This is a genomic window from Streptomyces sp. NPDC048337 (assembly GCF_043201175.1).
Classification (GTDB): domain Bacteria; phylum Actinomycetota; class Actinomycetes; order Streptomycetales; family Streptomycetaceae; genus Streptomyces.
In genome coordinates, this window is the sequence record NZ_JBICYR010000008.1 from 93,648 (window position 1) to 112,261 (window position 18,614).

At 68.5% G+C, this 18,614-nt stretch carries 16 protein-coding genes; 10 read left to right on the plus strand and 6 right to left on the minus strand.

The genetic code is table 11. The features are described 5' to 3' along the window. Window positions 1–37: 37 nt before the first annotated feature. Window positions 38–1,579: an AMP-binding protein gene (locus tag ACGFYU_RS15870; RefSeq protein WP_393827860.1), complete on the plus strand. Its 1,542-nt coding sequence runs from the start codon at window positions 38–40 to the stop codon at window positions 1,577–1,579. Between the two features lie 58 nt (window positions 1,580–1,637). Here ACGFYU_RS15870 and ACGFYU_RS15875 read toward each other — a convergent pair whose 3' ends face one another. Next, complete coding sequence (locus ACGFYU_RS15875) at window positions 1,638–2,126, minus strand: glutathione peroxidase (protein WP_393827861.1); 489 nt, start codon at window positions 2,124–2,126, stop codon at window positions 1,638–1,640. 95 nt (window positions 2,127–2,221) lie between these two features. Continuing rightward, window positions 2,222–3,040: a hypothetical protein gene (locus ACGFYU_RS15880; protein ID WP_393827862.1), complete on the minus strand. Its 819-nt coding sequence runs from the start codon at window positions 3,038–3,040 to the stop codon at window positions 2,222–2,224. A 269-nt stretch (window positions 3,041–3,309) separates the two neighbouring features. Here ACGFYU_RS15880 and gcl point away from each other — a divergent pair, with 269 nt between their 5' ends. After that, a complete protein-coding gene (gcl, locus tag ACGFYU_RS15885) occupies window positions 3,310–5,097 on the plus strand; it encodes a glyoxylate carboligase (protein WP_393827863.1) in 1,788 nt (595 codons plus the stop codon). Between the two features lie 78 nt (window positions 5,098–5,175). Here the strand turns inward: gcl and ACGFYU_RS15890 are convergent, their stop codons facing one another. Next, window positions 5,176–5,664: a hypothetical protein gene (locus ACGFYU_RS15890; RefSeq protein WP_393827864.1), complete on the minus strand. Its 489-nt coding sequence runs from the start codon at window positions 5,662–5,664 to the stop codon at window positions 5,176–5,178. A gap of 208 nt (window positions 5,665–5,872) precedes the next feature. Here ACGFYU_RS15890 and ACGFYU_RS15895 point away from each other — a divergent pair, with 208 nt between their 5' ends. Further along, window positions 5,873–8,641 carry a TIR domain-containing protein gene (locus ACGFYU_RS15895; protein ID WP_393827865.1) on the plus strand — a complete coding sequence of 923 codons (2,769 nt, stop codon included), beginning with the start codon at window positions 5,873–5,875 and terminating at the stop codon, window positions 8,639–8,641. 397 nt (window positions 8,642–9,038) lie between these two features. Here the strand turns inward: ACGFYU_RS15895 and ACGFYU_RS15900 are convergent, their stop codons facing one another. The 3 genes from ACGFYU_RS15900 to ACGFYU_RS15910 form a co-directional block, all read right to left on the minus strand. Further along, complete coding sequence (locus tag ACGFYU_RS15900) at window positions 9,039–10,496, minus strand: catalase (protein ID WP_393827866.1); 1,458 nt, start codon at window positions 10,494–10,496, stop codon at window positions 9,039–9,041. 226 nt (window positions 10,497–10,722) lie between these two features. Beyond that, window positions 10,723–11,613, minus strand: coding sequence for a 2-hydroxy-3-oxopropionate reductase (locus ACGFYU_RS15905; RefSeq protein WP_382643785.1), 891 nt, complete (start codon window positions 11,611–11,613; stop codon window positions 10,723–10,725). Between the two features lie 75 nt (window positions 11,614–11,688). After that, window positions 11,689–12,522 carry a TIM barrel protein gene (locus ACGFYU_RS15910; protein ID WP_393827867.1) on the minus strand — a complete coding sequence of 278 codons (834 nt, stop codon included), beginning with the start codon at window positions 12,520–12,522 and terminating at the stop codon, window positions 11,689–11,691. A gap of 126 nt (window positions 12,523–12,648) precedes the next feature. Here ACGFYU_RS15910 and ACGFYU_RS15915 point away from each other — a divergent pair, with 126 nt between their 5' ends. The 7 genes from ACGFYU_RS15915 to ACGFYU_RS15945 all read left to right on the plus strand — a co-directional run bounded on the left by ACGFYU_RS15915 (window position 12,649) and on the right by ACGFYU_RS15945 (window position 18,610). Further along, entirely contained in the window at window positions 12,649–12,900 is a 252-nt protein-coding gene (locus ACGFYU_RS15915) for a thiamine-binding protein (protein WP_393827868.1), read from the plus strand. Further along, window positions 12,897–13,280 (plus strand): helix-turn-helix domain-containing protein, encoded by a 384-nt coding sequence (locus ACGFYU_RS15920; protein ID WP_393827869.1) that lies wholly within the window; start codon window positions 12,897–12,899, stop codon window positions 13,278–13,280. Before ACGFYU_RS15915 ends, ACGFYU_RS15920 begins: the two co-directional genes overlap by 4 nt. A 166-nt stretch (window positions 13,281–13,446) precedes the next feature. Next, the gene (uraD, locus tag ACGFYU_RS15925) at window positions 13,447–13,953 is read left to right on the plus strand and encodes a 2-oxo-4-hydroxy-4-carboxy-5-ureidoimidazoline decarboxylase (RefSeq protein ID WP_393827870.1); all 507 of its coding nucleotides are present in this window, start codon (window positions 13,447–13,449) and stop codon (window positions 13,951–13,953) included. Window positions 13,954–13,955: 2 nt separating this feature from the next. Further along, entirely contained in the window at window positions 13,956–14,345 is a 390-nt protein-coding gene (gene uraH, locus ACGFYU_RS15930; RefSeq protein ID WP_382643774.1) for a hydroxyisourate hydrolase, read from the plus strand. 1 nt (window position 14,346) lies between these two features. Then, window positions 14,347–15,270 carry a factor-independent urate hydroxylase gene (pucL, locus tag ACGFYU_RS15935; protein WP_382643772.1) on the plus strand — a complete coding sequence of 308 codons (924 nt, stop codon included), beginning with the start codon at window positions 14,347–14,349 and terminating at the stop codon, window positions 15,268–15,270. Between the two features lie 191 nt (window positions 15,271–15,461). Next, window positions 15,462–16,865, plus strand: a complete 1,404-nt coding sequence (locus ACGFYU_RS15940) for an 8-oxoguanine deaminase (protein WP_393827871.1) — start codon at window positions 15,462–15,464, stop codon at window positions 16,863–16,865. Between the two features lie 353 nt (window positions 16,866–17,218). Beyond that, entirely contained in the window at window positions 17,219–18,610 is a 1,392-nt protein-coding gene (locus ACGFYU_RS15945) for a nucleobase:cation symporter-2 family protein (RefSeq protein WP_393827872.1), read from the plus strand. The last annotated feature ends 4 nt before the right edge of the window (window positions 18,611–18,614 follow it).

Below are 18,614 nucleotides of genomic sequence, written 5' to 3' on the forward strand. Positions count from 1 at the left end.
CACACCTGAAGTCGCCGTACCGATACAGGAGAGAGCAATGCGGATTCCGATGACCGTCACGGACTTCCTCGACCGGGCGGAGCTGGGCTTCGCCTCCAGCCCCGGTGTCGTCGACGAGCCGAGTCAACCGGGCCCGCCCGTACCCGAGTCCACGTACGGACGGCTCGGCGAGCGCGTACGGGCGTGGCAGGCGGGCTTCGACGCGCTCGGTGTCGGGGAGGGCGAGCGCGTGGCGGTCGTCAGCCACAACTCGGCCCGCATGCTGGAGCTGTTGTTCGCGGTGCCGATGAGCGGCCGGATCTGCGTACCGGTCAACTTCCGCCTCAAGCCCGAGGAGATCGAGTACGTGGTGCGCCAGAGCGGCGCCTCGGTCCTGCTCATCGACCCCGAGCTGGACGAGGCCCTCGCCGGCATCACGGCACGCCACCGGTTCGTGCTGGGCGCGCAGACCGACACCGAGCTGATGCGGTTCGGCGTCGAGCCGCGCCCCTGGTCCCGCCCGGACGAGGACGCCACCGCGACGATCAACTACACCTCGGGCACCACCGCCCGCCCCAAGGGCGTCCAGCTCACCCACCGCAACATCTGGGTCAACGGGCTCACCTTCGGGCTGCACACCCGCGTGTGGGAGCGCGACGTCTACATGCACACCCTGCCGATGTTCCACTGCAACGGCTGGGGCATGCCGTACGTGATGGCCGGACTCGGCGTCAAGCAGGTGGTGCTGCGCAAGGTCGACGGCGCCGAGATCCTGCGCCGCGTCGACGAACACGGGGTCACGCTCATGTGCGGCGCGCCCGCCGTCTGGAACGCGGTGCTCGACGCGGCGGCCGGCTGGGAGGGCGAGATCCCGGGCCGCGACCGCGTACGGATCGTCTGTGCCGGGGCTCCGCCGCCGAGCAAGACGATCCAGCGGGTGGGCGAGGAGCTGGGATGGGAGTTCACGCAGATCTACGGCCTGACCGAGACCTCGCCCCTGCTCACCTTCAACCGGGCCCGGCCCGAGGACGCCGCACTGCCCGCCGAGGAGCGGGCGCGCAAGCTGTCCCGGGCGGGCCTGCCCGCGCTAGGGGTCAAGCTGAAGGTCTCCGGGTCGGGCGAGGTCCTGGCCCGCTCGAACGTCGTGCTCGACGGCTACTGGGACAAGCCCGAGGAGACCTCGGCGGCGCTCCGGGACGGCTGGTTCCACACCGGCGACGGCGGGACCCTCGACGAGGCCGACGGCCACCTGACGATCTCCGACCGGAAGAAGGACGTGATCATCACGGGCGGCGAGAACGTGTCGTCGATCGAGGTGGAGGACACGATCTTCAGCCACCCGGCGGTCGCGGAGGTCGCCGTGATCGGCGTACCGCACGAGAAGTGGGGCGAGACGATCAAGGCCCTCGTGGTCCTCGCCGAGGGGGCGACGGCGGAGGAGGCCGACATCATCGCCCACTGCAAGCAGCGCATGGCCGGCTACAAGGCTCCGACGACCGTCGAGTTCCGCGAGGCGATTCCGCGTACGGCCACCGGCAAGATCCAGAAGTTCAAGCTGCGTGAGCCGTACTGGGCAGGCATGGACCGCGAGGTGAACTGACGACCGACCGGAAGCGCCCTGCGGGATCCGCGGGGCGCTTCCGTACAGGCGGCTCGCCCTACGCGGGCAGGTGCGCCTCGATCGCGGCGATGACCTCGGGGGACTCGGGCTCGGTGCGCGGACGGAAGCGGGCCACGACCTCGCCGGCGGGGGAGATCAGGAACTTCTCGAAGTTCCACTGGATGTCGCCCGCCTCGCCCTCCGCGTCCGGGACCTTCACGAGCTCCTGGTAGAGGGGGTGCCGGTGCTCGCCGTTGACCTCGGACTTCTCCAGCATCGGGAAGGTGACGCCGAAGCCGGCCGCGCAGAAGGTCTGGATGTCCTCGGCGTTGCCGGGCTCCTGCCCGCCGAACTGGTTGCAGGGCACGCCGATGACGGTGAAGCCCTTCTCCTCGTACTTGAACTGCAGACGGGCCAGCCCCGAGTACTGCGGGGTGAGCCCGCACTGCGAGGCGGTGTTCACCAGCAGGATCGCCTTGCCCTTGTGGGCCCCGAGGGTGGTGGGCTCGTCGGACAGGGTGGTCAGCGGGATGTCGTACAGGCTCATCGGGCTCTCCTGGCAGGAAGGGCAACGGCTGGCAAGCAGCGGATAACGCCTCCGAGCGTAGGCGATGGAGATCCCTGACCGCCGACCGCCGCCCCCTAGGCCCCGAGGCCGATCAGCTCGTCCGCCGGGTCGTTGACCGGCTGCGGCATGCCCGTGAGGTCCATGACGAACAGCGGTATCCCCAGGTCGTCCGCGCGGGTGCGGGCGTCCTCCGTGTACCCGGCGAGGGAGAAGTAGACGCTGGTCGCCGAGGCCGTGAGCCCGTTCAGCCAGACGCACTCCACGGCCCGCAGCCCGGCCGGCGCGGTGGTCGGGTCCACCTGTGCCACCAGTCCCGGAGCCCGCAGGTCCACGGCCGCAGAGGGGATCGGGCGCCCGTCGGGCTGCCGTACGTCCTGGAAGCCGAGCCAGCGCAGGTAGAGCGCGGCCGTGGCCACCGCGTCCCGGGCGGTACGGATGGTCACCGGCCGGAAGGCCGGGCGCGGCACCGGCGCGGTCGGCGGGAGCGGTATGTGCGCGGGCCGGGAGTCAGGGCCGTCCGGCCGGGCCTCGCGCCGCTCCTCCGGCCCGCCCTCGCCTACGGGCGCCACACCGTCGGCCGCCCGCGCCGGAGGCTCCGGATTCGCGGCCGGAGCCGTGGCGACCGCGTCCACCGGGTGGACCGGAAGCCGCACCACCGTCCCGCACGATCCGCACCCCAGCTCCGGATGCGGCCACTCGCTCTCCCGCCCGCAGGACCCGCAGCGCACCGCCACCCAGCTGTCCGACCAGGTCCGGTGGGTCAGCGGTACGGGCGGCGCCGCCAGATCGAGCGGCGGGTGGACCGGGCTCCCGCAGGCGCAGGGGAAGACCGGGGCGGTGTAGCCGTTCTCGCGCAGGCACGCCGGGCAGCGCACCGGTACCGCTTCCGCCATGAGACCTGGACCCCCTCCGTCGCTGTGCGTAGGTACATGCTCCACCACCCGCGACCGCCGGGGCGAGCGTGCGGGCGGATTCACGCCGATCCGCCCCCGAGGCCCCGGACATTTGTGCAACTCGTCGAATGAGATGCGGCTTTTGGTGGCTTCCGAGGTGACATAGCGCCTTGACGTGCGCGAGGAGGCCGCTTAGCTTGTTCCGTATAGCAGAACAAAAATTCCGGATGACGGAAAAAGTCTGACCGCCAGACCCGCAGGAGACCCTGATGCCTCGTATGACAGCCGCTGCCGCTGCAGTTGAGATCCTCAAGCTCGAGGGTGTCGAACAAGCGTTCGGCGTGCCCGGTGCTGCGATCAACCCCTTCTACCGCGAGCTCAAGAACGTGGGCGGCATCAGCCACACGCTCGCCCGCCACGTCGAGGGCGCGTCCCACATGGCCGAGGGTTACACCCGTGCCAAGGCGGGCAACATCGGCGTCTGCATCGGTACCTCGGGTCCGGCCGGCACCGACATGATCACCGGCCTGTACTCCGCGATCGCGGACTCGATCCCGATCCTGTGCATCACCGGTCAGGCCCCGGTCTCGAAGCTCCACAAGGAGGACTTCCAGGCCGTCGACATCGCGACCATCGCCAAGCCCGTCACCAAGGCCGCCACCACGGTCCTGGAGGCCGCGCAGGTCCCCGGTGTCTTCCAGCAGGCCTTCCACCTGATGCGCTCCGGCCGCCCCGGCCCGGTCCTCATCGACCTGCCGATCGACGTCCAGCTGACCGAGATCGAGTTCGACCCCGAGACCTACACCCCGCTGCCGGTCTACAAGCCGCAGGCCAGCCGCGCCCAGGCCGAGAAGGCCCTGAGCTTCCTGCTGGAGGCCGAGCGTCCGCTGATCGTCGCCGGTGGCGGCATCATCAACGCCGACGCCTCCGACCTGCTGGTCGAGTTCGCCGAGCTGACGGGCATCCCGGTCATCTCCACCCTCATGGGCTGGGGCACCATCCCGGACGACCACGAGCTGGCCGCCGGCATGGTCGGTGTGCAGACCGCTCACCGCTACGGTAACGCGACCTTCCTCGAGTCGGACACCGTCATCGGTATCGGCAACCGCTGGGCCAACCGTCACACCGGTTACAACCTGGACGCCTACACCAAGGGCCGCAAGTTCGTCCACGTCGACATCGAGCCCACCCAGCTGGGCAAGATCTTCGCCCCGGACTTCGGCATCGCCTCCGACGCCAAGGTCGCCCTCGAGCTCTTCATCGAGGTCGCCAAGGAGTGGAAGGCCGAGGGCAAGCTGCCGGACTTCTCCGCCTGGGCCGCCTCCGCGCAGGAGCGCAAGGCCACCCTGCAGCGCCGTACGCACTTCGAGAACATCCCCATGAAGCCGCAGCGCGTCTACGAGGAGATGAACAAGGCGTTCGGCCCGGAGACCCGCTACGTCACCACCATCGGTCTCTCCCAGATCGCGGCCGCGCAGTTCCTGCACGTCTACAAGCCGCGCCACTGGGTCAACTGCGGCCAGGCCGGCCCGCTCGGCTGGACCATCCCGGCCGCCATCGGCGCCGCCACCGCGCAGCCGGACGTCCCGGTCGTCGCCCTCTCCGGCGACTACGACTTCCAGTTCATGATCGAGGAGCTGGCGGTCGCCGCCCAGCACAAGGTCCCCTACGTCCACGTCCTCGTGAACAACGCCTACCTGGGTCTGATCCGCCAGGCGCAGGGCGGCCTCGGCATCAACTTCGAGGTCAACCTCGAGTTCGAGAACATCAACACCCCGGAGATCGGCGTCTACGGCGTCGACCACGTCAAGGTCGCCGAGGGCCTGGGCGTCAAGGCCATCCGCGTCACCGACCCGGACAAGCTGGGCGAGGCCTTCGAGGAGGCCAAGAAGCTGGCCCAGGAGTTCCAGGTCCCGGTCGTCGTCGAGGCCATCCTGGAGCGCGTCACCAACATCGCGATGAGCAAGACGGTCGACATGAGCGACGTCACCGAGTTCGAAGAGCTCGCGACCGAGCCGGGCCACGCCCCGACCGCGATCAAGCCCCTCCAGGTCTGATCCACCGCAGCACTACGAAGCGGCCCCCGCTCCTCCTCCGGGAGGGACGGGGGCCGCTCCGCTATTTCCCGCGCGGCGCTACCGGGGCCGTTCGGTGGCAGCCTCCGCCGTCGTCGGCCGCGGCACTCGTACGGTGATCAGATCGCCGACCCCCGCCACTTCATTCAGCGCCTGTGCCAGCCCCAGCAGCACCTGTCGTACCGACTCGATCTCTGCCCGCAACTCTCCCACCCGCGACCACCGCCGCTCGTGCGCGACCGGGTCGACATGGTCTCCGCGTGTCGCCTCGTGAGCAGTGAGCAGCGGATGCCAGCGGCTGAGCAGCGGCCGGATCGAAAGGTTCAGGACATTTACCGCCAGCACCCCGAAGGTCAGGTGTCCCGGCGGCACCCGCGGCGCCACCGCGGGGCCGTAGCGCCGCAGGATCTCCCGTGTCGTCGCGAAGACGGTGTAGAGCGACGACAGAGCCTCCCGAAGCAGCCCCTCATCCTCGCCCAGCTCAACGACCGAAACACGAGTGGCCAGTTCGACGTAGAGCTCCCACGCGGCCTCCCGCTCGGAGTCCACGGGCTCCCAAGTCCCGCTGATCTCCCCGACGAAGGGGATGGATAACTTGACGGTGATCTCCTGAGGGCCGAGGCCCCCACCGCCGCGCCGTCGCCCCAACCGCTGTCGCAAACCCATCCCTTGAACCTTCCCCCTATCAGAACTCTCCATGTCACCCTACGAGTTGCCAGAGATCACACAAGTACGGGACCACCCGGGGGACTCGGTATTGGAACGCGACGCCTTCATTTCCTACAGCCATACGGCGGACGTACCGCTTGCCGCCGCCCTTGAGAAGGGACTGCAGGGCATCGTCCGGACGCCCTGGCTGCGTCGCCCGGGGCTGAAGATCTTCCGGGACACCACCAGCCTCGGCGCGAGCCACGATCTCGGCTCGGCGATCACCTCGGCGCTGGCAGGCTCCCGCCACTTCATCTACCTGGCCTCCCCGGAAGCCGCGCAGTCCAAGTGGGTACGCCAGGAGATCGCGTACTGGCGCCGCAACCACGGCATGGACCGTTTCCTGGTCGCGTTCAGCGCCGGTGTGATCAAGTGGGACGACACGGCCGGAGACTTCGACTGGACGCTGACGGACGCGCTCCCACGAGAGTTGAGCGGAGCGTTCGCTTCCGAACCTCTCTACGTGGATCTCAGGCCCTTTCGCACGTGCGGCGACGGCGACCGCTCCATGGCCCAGGGCGCCGACTTCCGCGACAAGGTGGTCACCCTCGCCGCGCCCGTCCACGGACGCGAGAAGGACGAGCTGGACAGCGCCGACCTGCGGATGCAGCGCAAGGCGAGCTGGATCCTGCGCTCCTTCGTGGCCGGTCTCGTGGTCGTCTCGCTCATCGCCGTCAGCGCCGGCGCTTTCGCCTGGCAGCAGCGCGGCGAAGCCCTCGCCAGGGCCCGGACCTCCGCTTCCCAGGCCTTGGCCGCCCGTTCCGTGCACCTGGCCGACACCGACCCCCGCAAGGCCGCCCAACTGGCCCTGTATGCCGAGGCGGTCCGGCCGACGAGCGAGTCCGCGCAGGCGTTGGCCCGGGCAGTCGCGGCCAATGCCAACGTGGCCCGCCATTTCCAGGGCGGCTCCGGCGCCGTCGTCGACTTCAGCGGCTCCGGCGGGGGCACCCCGACCCAGGTGGCGGTCAGCCGCGACGGCAGCATGCTTGCCTACTACAGCGGATTCGACGCCGACGATCCGAACAATGAAGACGCGCACATCCACCTCTACGACATCCGCGGGGGCAAGGAGCTGCCCGTGCTGCGTGGCAAGGGATGGGCGCAGGGCGGCGGAGTCCTCGAACTCACGGCGGACGGCGGAATGCTCGTCGTGGAGCGCGCCTTCAACGAGGTCGAGGTGTGGGACGTACGGCGTGGGCAGCTGCTTCGGGAGATCGTGGCGAGCAATGGCAGGGACCTGCCCAACGCGGGGCTGCACCTGAAGGGCTTCGCACTGGCCCGTGACGGAAGCCGGATCGCCGCCGCCTTCTACGAGCCGAACGTCGACGCCCTGCGCATGGCGGTCTGGGACACCGCGTCCGGAGCCGAGCTCAGCAGGACCGACGCCGGCGCGGACTCCGTCACCCTCATCTTCGACGACGCGGGCCAACTGCGCGCCGACGACTCGGAGGGCGGGAAGTACCGTACGTTCAACGCCGCCACCCGCACCTGGAGCGCCGTCCGCACCCAGCCCCAGGACAAGGACAAGAGGACGGGCAGCACGGGCACCGCCTTACGCCCCGCCCCGGCCCCCGACAAGCGCGAGATGCTGATCGGCGCCGAGGGCGGAACCGTCGCCGTCTACGATGCGCAACGCCGCAGGCAGCGCACCCTGGGCTCGTTCTCCTTCCCCGTCCAGAGCCTCTCGGTCTCAGGCGACGGCACCTGGGTGGCAGCCGGTTCGAACGACGGCGCCGTCTCCCTCTTCCGCACGGCGGACCCCACCGTCGGTCGCCTCCCCAACGACGACGGACTCAAGTCGTCGGAGGTCACCGAGGACGGCCGCATCGGCCTCCGCAAGGACGCGAACCGCGGCACCGACGTCTGGTTGCTCACCGACCGGAAAGCGGGCCTGCGCAAGGCGGGGAACATGATGCACGAGGTGGAGGCCATCAGCGTTGCCCGCGACGGCAGACCCATCGTGGTCGCCGACAGCCGGGGTGCTCTCAGCGTGTGGGACGGCAAGACCGGCCTGAATCCCAAGGACCTCACCTTGTTCCTGGACGGCCCCTACCTGTTCAACGGCGAGGGCACCCGCACGATTCAGCTCGTGGGTGACGACGCGCACGTCGTCGGAGCCTGGCCGCAGGGGCTCAAAGTCGTCGACCTGCGCACCATGAACGTCAGCCAGGTCTTGGAGGACAAGGAGGTCCTGGGAGACCTCGCCGTCAGCCGGGACGGCATGACCCTGGCAGCCACGGACCAGGCGCTCGGTACCGTCACCGTCTGGCGCTGGGCGGACGGCCGGCTCCAGCGGGTCCGCCATTCCAAGATCACTGAGCGCAGGATCGTGGACTCCTCCGTCAGCGACGACGGCTCGAAGGTGGCCGTGGTCGACAGCGACCAGCGCATCACCGTCCTCCGGGTGGCTGACGGCCGCCTCGCCAGTGCCTCCACGGTCGCCCAGAACGCGCAGTCCCACGTGGTCTTCAGCCCGGACTCCCGGCTTGTCACGCAGCTCTCCTACACCGGTACGGAAAGCCGCCTCAACTTCTGGGACGCGGCGACGGGCGACTCCCTCGGCTTCTGGCCGCTCGGCGCCAGTGGAGCTGCCGGGGCTGCCGGAGGCGCCGAAGGCAACGGAGCCAGCAGGATCTTCACCGACCCGGAAGGCGGTCTCCTGGCCCTCGGCCCGGACGGCTCGCTGACCCGCCACACCATCGACGTCGCCGAGTGGCGCTCCACCCTGTGCGCCTATGTCCCCGACCCCCTGCCCCGGGCGGAATACGACCGTTACCTGAGTGACCTGGACGTCGACGCGCCCTGCGGCCGCCGCTGAGACCCCGCGCACGACAAAGCGCCGAGTCACGGGACCGTCCGTGACTCGGCGCTCTGGTTGTTACCGCCCGACGGAGCGAGGCTGGCGCGACAGGACGTTCGCACCGCCGGGCGGAGTCAGGTGGGGAGGTGTGCTCCTCCATATACAGGGGACTCTGTGCGTGGCCCCTGTATATAGAGGAGTGGCTGGGACCGCGGCGAGCGGGCGACGAGAACTCCGGCGTCGTCTCCCTCAGGTCAAGAGACGGGCCTCGGAACCCATTACCACCGCACTGGCTCGCTCGCCCGCCACGGTCCTCGTCCTGCCCTCACTGCGTACCACCCCTCATCCGGGTAAGCAGCTCGGGCTGGTACCCGGGGCCTGACCTCCCGTCAGGCCCCCGGTACGTTCATTCGGCTCAGGCGTCGCGCAGGGCGCGGACGGCCTCCTCGACGCGGCGGCCGTAGTCGGCGTCCGCGGCGTGGAAGTGAGCCAGGTTCTTCTCGATGACGTCCTCGAGGGTGACCTGAGACAGGCCGCCGGCGATGTTCGCCACCAGACGCTGCTTCTCGGCCTCCGACATCAGGCGGTAGAGCTCACCGGCCTGGAAGAAGTCGTCGTCCTTGGTGTGGGCCGGGGCCTCGTGGGTGCCCGTGTAGCCGGAGACGGCCTTCGGGGCGCCGAGCGCCAGACCGGTCTCGGCCGGGCCCTGGTACGAGTTGGGCTCGTAGTTCTTGTCGTGGCGCGAGCCGTTGCGCAGCGCCATGACGCCGTCACGGCCGTAGTTCTCGGCCTTGGTCGCCTTCGGGGCGTTGACCGGCAGCAGGGTGTGGTTCACACCGAGGCGGTAGCGCTGGGCGTCGGCGTACGCGAAGAGGCGGCCCTGGAGCATCTTGTCCGGCGAGGCGGTGATGCCCGGGACGAAGTTGTTCGGGGAGAAGGCGGACTGCTCGACCTCGGCGAAGACGTTGTCCGGGTTGCGGTCGAGGACCAGGCGGCCCACGCGCTGCAGCGGGTAGTCGCTGTGCGGCCACACCTTGGTGAGGTCGAACGGGTTGAAGCGGTAGTCCGCGGCCTCGGCGGCGGGCATGATCTGGACGTAGAGGGTCCAGCTCGGGTTCACACCGCGCTCGATCGCCTGGAGCAGGTCGGTCTGGTGCGAGTTGGCGTCCTTGCCGACGAGCTCGGCGGCCTGGTCACCCGACAGGCAGCGGATGCCCTGGTTCGTCTTGAAGTGGTACTTGACGAAGAAGGCCTCGCCCTGCTCGTTGGTCCACTGGTACGTGTGGGAGCCGTAGCCGTTCATGTGACGGTACGACGCCGGGATACCGCGGTCACCCATGAGCCAGGTGATCTGGTGCGTCGCCTCGGGGGCGTGCGCCCAGAAGTCCCAGACGTTGTCCGGCTCCTGCTTGCCCGTGAAGGGGTCGCGCTTCTGGGAGTGGATGAAGTCGGGGAACTTGATCGGGTCCTTGATGAAGAACACCGGGGTGTTGTTGCCGACGAGGTCGTAGTTGCCCTCTTCGGTGTAGAACTTCAGCGCGAAGCCGCGCGGGTCGCGGACCGCGTCCGCGCCACCCAGCGAGTCGGCCACGGTGGAGAACCGCAGGAAGGTCTCGGTCTTCTTGCCGACCGTGTTCAGGAAGGCGGCGCTGGTGTACGCGGTGACGTCGTCGGTCACCTCGAAGTAGCCGTACGCGGCCGAGCCGCGGGCGTGCACCACACGCTCCGGGATGCGCTCACGGTTGAAGCGGGCAAGCTTCTCAAGGAGCTGCTGGTCCTGGACCAGGAGCGGGCCACCGACGCCGGCGGTGGCGGAGTTCTGGTTGTCGGCGACCGGGGCGCCGGACTCGGTCGTCAGCGTGCGCTTCGACATGGTGACCTTCCGTACGGGTAACTGCTGACGGAAAGTGTCTTCCGCCATGCGGAGCCTAATTTCGGCGAGAACTAAACGTCAACAGTTTGTTGAACAAAGATGGAGAGAGGTAATCCGGACGGTGCCGGCGCTTGGGCGCGACAGGACAGGTGTCAGCACCGGCACCATCCGGAAACTCAGGCCCCCGTGAGGGGGGAGGCGGCCCGGGGGAGCGGGCCGCGGTGGATCAGATCTGGGCGCCGGAGAGGCGCTCGACCGCGCGGAGCAGCGCGGAGTGGTCCAGGCCGCCGTCACCCTGGGCGCGCAGCGAGGCGACGAGCTGGGCGACGACCGCACCGACGGGAAGGGCGGCACCGACGTTGCGGGCGGCGTCGGTGACGATGCCCATGTCCTTGTGGTGCAGGTCGATCCGGAAACCGGGCTTGAAGTCGCGGTTCAGGAAGTTGTCCTTCTTGCGGGTCAGGACCGTGGAGCCGGCCAGGCCGCCGTTGAGGACGTCCAGGGCGGCCTGGAGGTTCACGCCGGACTTCTCGAGGAAGACGACGGCCTCGGCGCACGCCTGGATGTTCACCGCGACGATGAGCTGGTTGGCGGCCTTCACCGTCTGGCCGGAGCCGTGCGGACCGCACAGGACGATGACCTTGCCGAGGGCCTCGAGGATCGGGAGGGCCGCGTCGAAGTCGGCCTGCTCGCCACCCACCATGATCGACAGGACGGCCTCGATGGCGCCGGCCTCGCCGCCGGACACCGGGGCGTCGATGACGCGGATGCCCTTCTCGGCGGCGTTCTTCGCGAGGTCGATCGAGGTCTGCGGGGTGATCGACGACATGTCGATGATCAGCGCGCCGGACTTGGCGTTCTCGAGGATGCCGTTCTCACCGTAGGAGATGGCCTCGACCTGCGGGGAGGCGGGCACCATCGTGATGATGACGTCGGCGTCCTTGACGGCCTCGGCGATCGAGCCGGCGGCGGTGCCGCCGGCGGCGGCCAGGCGCTCCAGCTTGTCCTGCTCCAGGGTGAAGCCGGTGACCGAGTAGCCGGCCTTCAGGAGGTTCTCGGCCATGGGGGAGCCCATGATGCCGAGACCGATCCACGCGATCTTGGGGAGGTTGCTCATGATGAGGGTCCTTCTCTTAATGCTTTGTACGAAAAGTGCGTGAGGTGCCTGGCTGATCGCCTGGACTTTGTCCTCTTACTTGGCGGCGCGGGCCTCGGCCGGCAGCCACGCGAAGGACGCGGCAGCGTCGGCGGCCTTGTACTCCAGGCCTACGTAGCCCTGGTATCCGGCCTTCTTCAGCTGGTCCAGCAGGTCCTCGAGGGGCAGCTCGCCGGTGCCGGGGGCACCGCGTCCGGGCTTGTCCGCGATCTGGACGTGCCCGGTCTTGGCGGCGTACTTTTCGATGACCTCGGAGAGGTCCTCATCGTTCATCGCCAGGTGGTACAGGTCGAGCAGGAACTTGGCGTTCCCGAGGCCGGTGGCCTCGTTCACCTTGTCCACGATCTCGATGCCGGCCGGGGCGCTCACCAGCGGGTAGAGCGGCGACTCGGGCTTGTTCAGGGTCTCGATCAGGAGGATCGCGCCGACGCGGTCCGCGGCGCGGGCCGCCACGACGAGGTTCTCCAGGGCGAGCTCGTCCTGGACCGCCGGGTCCACACCCTCGACACGGTTGCCGTAGAGGGCGTTCAGCGCCTTGCAGCCCACCGACTGGGCGAAGTCCGCCGCGATGTCGATGTTGGCGCGGAAGCGCTCCGACTCCTCACCGGGGACCGAGACCGCACCGCGGTCCGGGCCCGGCAGCTGGCCGGCGTAGAAGTTCAGGCCCACCAGCTGGGTGCCGGCGTCCTCAAGAGCCTTCTTGAGGGCGTCCAGCTCTTCCTGGGCGGGGGTGGGGGTCTCGATCCAGGGCCACCACAGCTCGACCGCCGTGAAGCCGGCCGCGGCGGCAGCCGCGGGACGCTCCAGGAGCGGGAGTTCCGTGAAGAGGATCGAAAGGTTTACATCGAAGCGCTGGTCCGTGTATCCCATGAGGGGTGTGCGCTCCTTCCGTATTGCGGAAGTTAGTTTCTGCTTGATGGAAGACTGCATGGAGGTTCGCGCGGCTGTCAAGTACGGACTCCCGAAAAGTCCCCACTGCCAGGTAGCTTGGCCAGCGTGCGATTGAGAGTGGAGTTCACGACCGAGCCCTTCGATCTCGAAGAGGCCCCCGCCCACGCCGTGGCCGCTCGCGAGGTCATCCAGAAGGCCCAGCTGGACGCGGTGGATGTCGGCCCCTTCGGCAATACCGCGGAAGGTGATGCCGAACGGGTGATCGCCGCGGTGGGCGCGCTGCTGCGCGATTCCCTGGAGGCCGGGGCCACGCGCGTGTCGCTCCAGGTCAATGTGCTCGGGGAGGACATGCCGTGACCGAACCCCGCGACCACCCCTTCGTCACCGCGGTCAAGCCGCTGGTGGACGCCATGGGCGGCGAGCTCATGGACCCGGCCCTCGCGCAGCCCGACGACGTCGTGCTCAGCTGGGAGGGCCAGGACCTGCTGGCCGTTCGCCTGCCCCAGCTCTCCGACTCGCTGGACCACATCCTGGCGGCGCTGGAGCGCCGGCACGGCCTACCGTTGTCCCAGCTCGACCGGAAGTCCAAGCAGGACGTCGTGCGGATACTGGAGGCGCGAGGCGCCTTCTCCGTCCGGCATGGCGTGGAAACGGTCGCGGGAGCCCTGGGTGTAAGCCGCTTCACGGTGTACAACTACCTGAACCGGGAAAACCCGAACAAGACCACCCAAGAGTGAAGCCAAGCGTGAACGCAGGCTGACCCACAGTGACGAGCCGCCGCCCAATTCATCCGGGCGGCGGCTTTTGTGTACGGGAAGTTTCAACAAAGTGTTGACGCCGTGTTGTCGAGGGCGTTAGCTATGCGCAGCCCGTCAAAGCAACAACAGGCCACGGAGGCCTACCGTGACTTCGAGTCCGACCCCGGGTCTCACCCGGTTCAACACCTTGGATGACAGCGCGGCCACGGCCGAGCTGCACGAGGTGTGCGCCAGCTCGGCATGGGGGAGCAAGATGCTCGCCCAGCGCCCCTTCGCCACCGCCGAAGCCCTCTTCGCCGCGAACGAGTCCGCCATGGCGGAGCTCACCGCGGCGGACCTGGGCGAGGCGATGGGAGGCCACGCGCCGATCGGCCGGCCGAAGCCGGGAGACCCGACCTCCGCCCGCGAGCAGCGTGGCATGGCCGGTGCCTCGGAGGAGCTCAAGAACGAGCTCCTCGAACTGAACCTGGCGTACCAGGAGAAGTTCGGCCACGTCTTCCTCATCTGCGCCACCGGTGCGACCGGTGAGTTCATGCGGGACGCGGTCAAGGTCCGGATCAACAACTCGCCGGAGCAGGAGCGAGAGATCGCTCGCGGTGAGCTTGTCAAGATCAACAAGATCCGCCTGACCCGACTCGTAGAGGGAGAGTGAGCATGAGCACCGAGACCACCGCGTCGGTGTCCACGCACATCCTGGACACCAGCATCGGCAAGCCCGCAGAGGGCGTCGCCATCGCGCTGTCGGCCCGTACGGGCCTCGACGGCGAGTGGGCGGCCCTGGGCGGCTCCGCCACCGACGCCGACGGGCGCTGCAAGGACCTGCCGGCCCTGCCGGAGGGCACCACACACGTGCGTCTCGACTTCGAGACCGAGACGTACTTCGCAAAGAAGCAAGCCGAGGCGCAGCAGGACGCCCCCCGCGTAAGGGACAGCGGTTCGTTCTTCCCCGAGGTCACCATCACCTTTGCGGTGAACCCGGGCGAGCACTACCACGTACCGCTGCTGCTCAACCCGTTCGGCTACTCCGTTTACCGAGGGAGCTAGCATGGCCACGATTCTGGGCCAGAACCAGTACGGCAAAGCAGAGAACCGCGTCGTCAAGATCACGCGGGACGGCGACACGCACCACATCAAGGACCTGAACGTCTCGGTCGCCCTCTCCGGCGACATGGACGACGTCCACTACTCCGGCTCGAACGCCAACGTCCTCCCGACGGACACCACCAAGAACACGGTGTACGCGTTCGCCAAGGAGTACGGCATCGAGTCCGCCGAGCAGTTCGGCATCCACCTGGCGCGCTGGTTCGTCAACAGCCAGGAGCCGATCCAGCGCGCGCGCATCCGGATCGAAGAGTACGCCTGGGACCGGATCGCCACCTCGGACGCGAACTCCAAGTTCATCGGCGCCGACGAGGTCAACCACTCCTTCGTCCGCAAGGGCATGGAGACCCGCGTCACCCAGATCACGTACGACGGTCAGAACTGGGAGGTCATCTCCGGCCTCAAGGACCTGATCGTCATGAACTCCACGAACTCCGAGTTCTGGGGTTACGTGAAGGACAAGTACACGACCCTGCAGGAGGCGTACGACCGCATCCTGGCCACCCAGGTGTCGGGTCGCTGGCGCTTCAACTGGACCGACGACGAGCAGCGGATGCCCAACTGGGAGAAGTCCTACGCCGAGACCAAGAAGCACATGCTTCAGGCCTTCGCGGAGACCTACTCCCTGTCGCTGCAGCAGACCCTGTACCAGATGGGTTCGCGCATCATCAACCACCGTTCGGAGATCGACGAGGTCCGCTTCTCGCTCCCGAACAAGCACCACTTCCTCGTCGACCTTGAGCCGTTCGGCCTCAAGAACGACAACGAGGTCTACTTCGCCGCGGACCGCCCGTACGGTCTGATCGAGGCCACTGTTCTCCGGGACGGCGTCGACGCCCGTATCCCCGTGGACATGACCAACCTCTAAAGCGCGGCACGCGCGTCCCGGGGCTCCGCAGTGGCCCCGGGGCGCGACACACCCCCCAACTTCCTGAATCGGCACCCGGACGCAACACACGGGGCGGCAGTACTGTCAGCTGTCAAGGCCCCCGGCTCCGGCACTCAAATCCCCTGGGTTTTGCCGTGCCCGCACCGCCACTGAAAGCACGAGGAAGTCCCATGGCAGCATCGGCAGCCCATGACAGCGCCGTAGAGCGCATCGTCATCGAAAACTGTGCGATCGCGACCGTCGACGCGAACGACACCGAGTACGCCTCGGGTCACATCGTCATCGCCGGCAACAAGATCGAGTCGATCGGCGCGGGCAAGGCCCCCGAGAACCTCGAGAACGTCGTCCGCCGCATCGACGGCACCGGGCACCTCGTGACTCCCGGTCTGGTCAACACGCACCACCACTTCTACCAGTGGATCACGCGTGGCCTGGCTACCGACCACAACCTCTTCAACTGGCTCGTCGCGCTGTACCCGACGTGGGCGCGCATCGACGAGCAGATGACGTACACGGCCGCGCAGGGTTCCCTCGCCGCGATGGCCAAGGGCGGTGTCACCACCGCGATGGACCACCACTACGTCTTCCCCAAGGGCTCCGGCGACCTCTCCGGCTCGATCATCCGCGCCGCCTCCGAGATGGGCGTCCGCTTCACCCTCGCCCGCGGTTCCATGGACCGCAGCGAGAAGGACGGCGGCCTGCCGCCGGACCACGCCGTCGAGACCCTCGAGGGTGCGCTCGCCGACACCGAGGCGACCGTCAAGAAGTTCCACGACGCCTCCTTCGACTCGATGACCCAGGTCGCCGTCGCCCCGTGCTCCCCGTTCTCGGTCTCCACCGAGCTGCTGAAGCAGGGCGCCGAGCTGGCCCGCCGCCTGGGTGTGCGCATGCACACGCACGGCTCGGAGACCGTCGAGGAAGAGAAGTTCTGCCACGAGCTCTTCGGCATGGGCCCGACCGACTACTTCGAGTCGACCGGCTGGCTCGGCGAGGACGTGTGGATGGCGCACAGCGTCCACATGAACGACTCCGACATCGCCGCGTTCGCCCGTACCAAGACCGGTGTCGCGCACTGCCCGTCCTCCAACGCCCGTCTGGCCGCCGGCATCGCCCGCGTCCCGGACATGCTGGCCGCCGGCGTCCCGGTCGGCCTCGGCGTGGACGGCACCGCCTCCAACGAGTCCGGTGAGCTGCACACCGAGCTGCGCAACGCGCTGCTGATCAACCGCCTGAACCCGGTCCACCGCGAGGCCGCGCTCAACGCGCGCCAGGCCCTGCGCCTCGGCACCTACGGTGGCGCCCAGGTCCTCGGCCGCGCCGACAACATCGGCTCGCTCGAGGTCGGCAAGTGCGCCGACCTGGTGCTGTGGAACCTGAACACCTTCCTGCACTCCTCGATCGCCGACCCGGTCACCGCGCTGGTCTTCGGTGCGGCGGCCCCGGTGACGGCTTCGTTCGTCAACGGCAAGCAGATCGTCGAGAACAACCGACTGCTCTTCGCCGACGAGGACGCCATCGCGGTGTCCACGCGGGAAGAGGCTCAGCGCCTCGCGCGGATCTCCGCGCAGGCCTGATCCCCGGAGTCCGGCCGGGGGGGACGGCCCCCGGCCGGTAAGCCGCGGACCCGAGCGGGGTCCGTCGGCAGCCGTTCCCGGGAAGCGCCCGAGGATCATCCGAGGGCGCGCCCGGGGGCGGTGACCCGTGCCATTCGCTGCGCAGCGATCACCTCGCGCCACTGCCACGGCACCGCCAGCTTCAAAACTGGTGATACACCACGCGGAACCGATTTGGGCGAATCGTTTCTGCACCCCTTGGGACAAGTATTCGCACCACCCACAACTCCATACAGGCTCGACTCGCACAGCTTTCGCACCACCTCCATGACACCCACGTCCCTGCCGACGTGTTTAACCGACCGGAGGAAGCCGTGGCCTCTACGCCCAGGTTTCGCAAAGATGCAGTCGCAGTACCGGAGGAGAAGCACCCGGTCGACGAGACCTTGCCTCCGCTGAAAATGTTCACGAGCGGCCTCCAGCACGTGGCCGCCATGTACGCCGGTGTCGTAGCCCCGCCCATGATCGTCGGCCCGGCCGTCGGTCTCTCCGCCACCGAGACCGCCTTTCTCATGGGCGCCTCGCTCTTCACCGCAGGGCTCGCCACCCTCCTCCAGACCCTCGGGTTCTGGAAGATCGGCGCCAAACTCCCCTTCGTCAACGGCGTCTCCTTCGCCGGTGTGACCCCGATGATCGCCATCGGCAAGGGTGAGGGGGACAATGCCATCCCCATCATCTTCGGCGCGATCATCGTCGCCGGAATCCTCGGCTTCTTCGCCGCCCCCTACTTCGGCAAACTCGTCCGGTTCTTCCCACCGGTCGTCACGGGCACGGTCATCACCCTGATCGGCGTCTCGCTCCTGCCCGTCGCCTTCAACTGGTCGCAGGGCGGGAACCGCACCGCGACCGACTACGGCTCGATGAAGAACATCGGCATGGCCGCCGTCACCCTGGTGATCGTCCTGCTGATGCGCAAGTTCCTGCGCGGCTTCCTCCAGCAGATCTCCATCCTGCTCGGCCTGGTCGCGGGCACGCTCATCGCGCTCCCGCTCGGCATGACCAACTTCGACGCCGTCAAGAACGCCTCGGTGGTGGGCTTCCCGACCCCGTTCCACTTCGGCGCCCCGCAGTTCCAGGTCGCCGCGATCATCTCGATGTGCATCGTCATGCTCGTCTGCATGACCGAGTCCACCGCCGACATCCTGGCGCTGGGCAAGATCGTGGGCCGCCCGGCGGACGCGAAGACCATCGAGGGCGGCCTGCGCGCCGACACCCTCGGCAGCGCGCTCAGCCCGCTGTTCAACGGCTTCATGTGCAGCGCCTTCGCCCAGAACATCGGGCTCGTCGCCATGACCAAGGTGCGCAGCCGGTTCGTCGTCGCGGCCGGCGGCGGCATCCTGATCCTGCTGGGCCTGTGCCCGATGGCGGCCTCCGTCATGGGTGTGGTCCCGCTGCCGGTCCTCGGCGGCGCCGGCATCGTCCTCTTCGGGTCGGTCGCGGCCAGCGGCATCCAGACCCTGGCGGGCGCGGCCATGGAGAAGGGCGAGAACGCCCTGATCGTCGCCGCCTCGGTGGGCATCGGCCTGATCCCGATCGCCGCGCCGGACTTCTACCACGCCTTCCCGAAGGACCTCCTCGTCGTCCTCGACTCCGGCATCAGCACCGGCTGCGTCGTGGCGATCCTGCTGAACCTCGCCTTCAACCACCTCGGCGCCAGGAAGGGCGCGGCCTCGGGGGCCGCGCCGGATCCGGTGCCGGTGCACTGACCCG

Excerpts from the sequence above, each read along its gene's own strand:
- ACGFYU_RS15870 (WP_393827860.1), top strand. The coding sequence starts at position 38 with ATGCGGATTCCGATGACCGTCACGGACTTCCTCGACCGGGCGGAGCTG.
- ACGFYU_RS15875 (WP_393827861.1), bottom strand. The coding sequence starts at position 2,126 with ATGAGCCTGTACGACATCCCGCTGACCACCCTGTCCGACGAGCCCACC.
- ACGFYU_RS15880 (WP_393827862.1), bottom strand. The coding sequence starts at position 3,040 with ATGGCGGAAGCGGTACCGGTGCGCTGCCCGGCGTGCCTGCGCGAGAAC.
- gcl (WP_393827863.1), top strand. The coding sequence starts at position 3,310 with ATGCCTCGTATGACAGCCGCTGCCGCTGCAGTTGAGATCCTCAAGCTC.
- ACGFYU_RS15900 (WP_393827866.1), bottom strand. The coding sequence starts at position 10,496 with ATGTCGAAGCGCACGCTGACGACCGAGTCCGGCGCCCCGGTCGCCGAC.
- ACGFYU_RS15905 (WP_382643785.1), bottom strand. The coding sequence starts at position 11,613 with ATGAGCAACCTCCCCAAGATCGCGTGGATCGGTCTCGGCATCATGGGC.
- ACGFYU_RS15910 (WP_393827867.1), bottom strand. The coding sequence starts at position 12,522 with ATGGGATACACGGACCAGCGCTTCGATGTAAACCTTTCGATCCTCTTC.
- uraH (WP_382643774.1), top strand. The coding sequence starts at position 13,956 with ATGAGCACCGAGACCACCGCGTCGGTGTCCACGCACATCCTGGACACC.
- pucL (WP_382643772.1), top strand. The coding sequence starts at position 14,347 with ATGGCCACGATTCTGGGCCAGAACCAGTACGGCAAAGCAGAGAACCGC.
- ACGFYU_RS15940 (WP_393827871.1), top strand. The coding sequence starts at position 15,462 with ATGGCAGCATCGGCAGCCCATGACAGCGCCGTAGAGCGCATCGTCATC.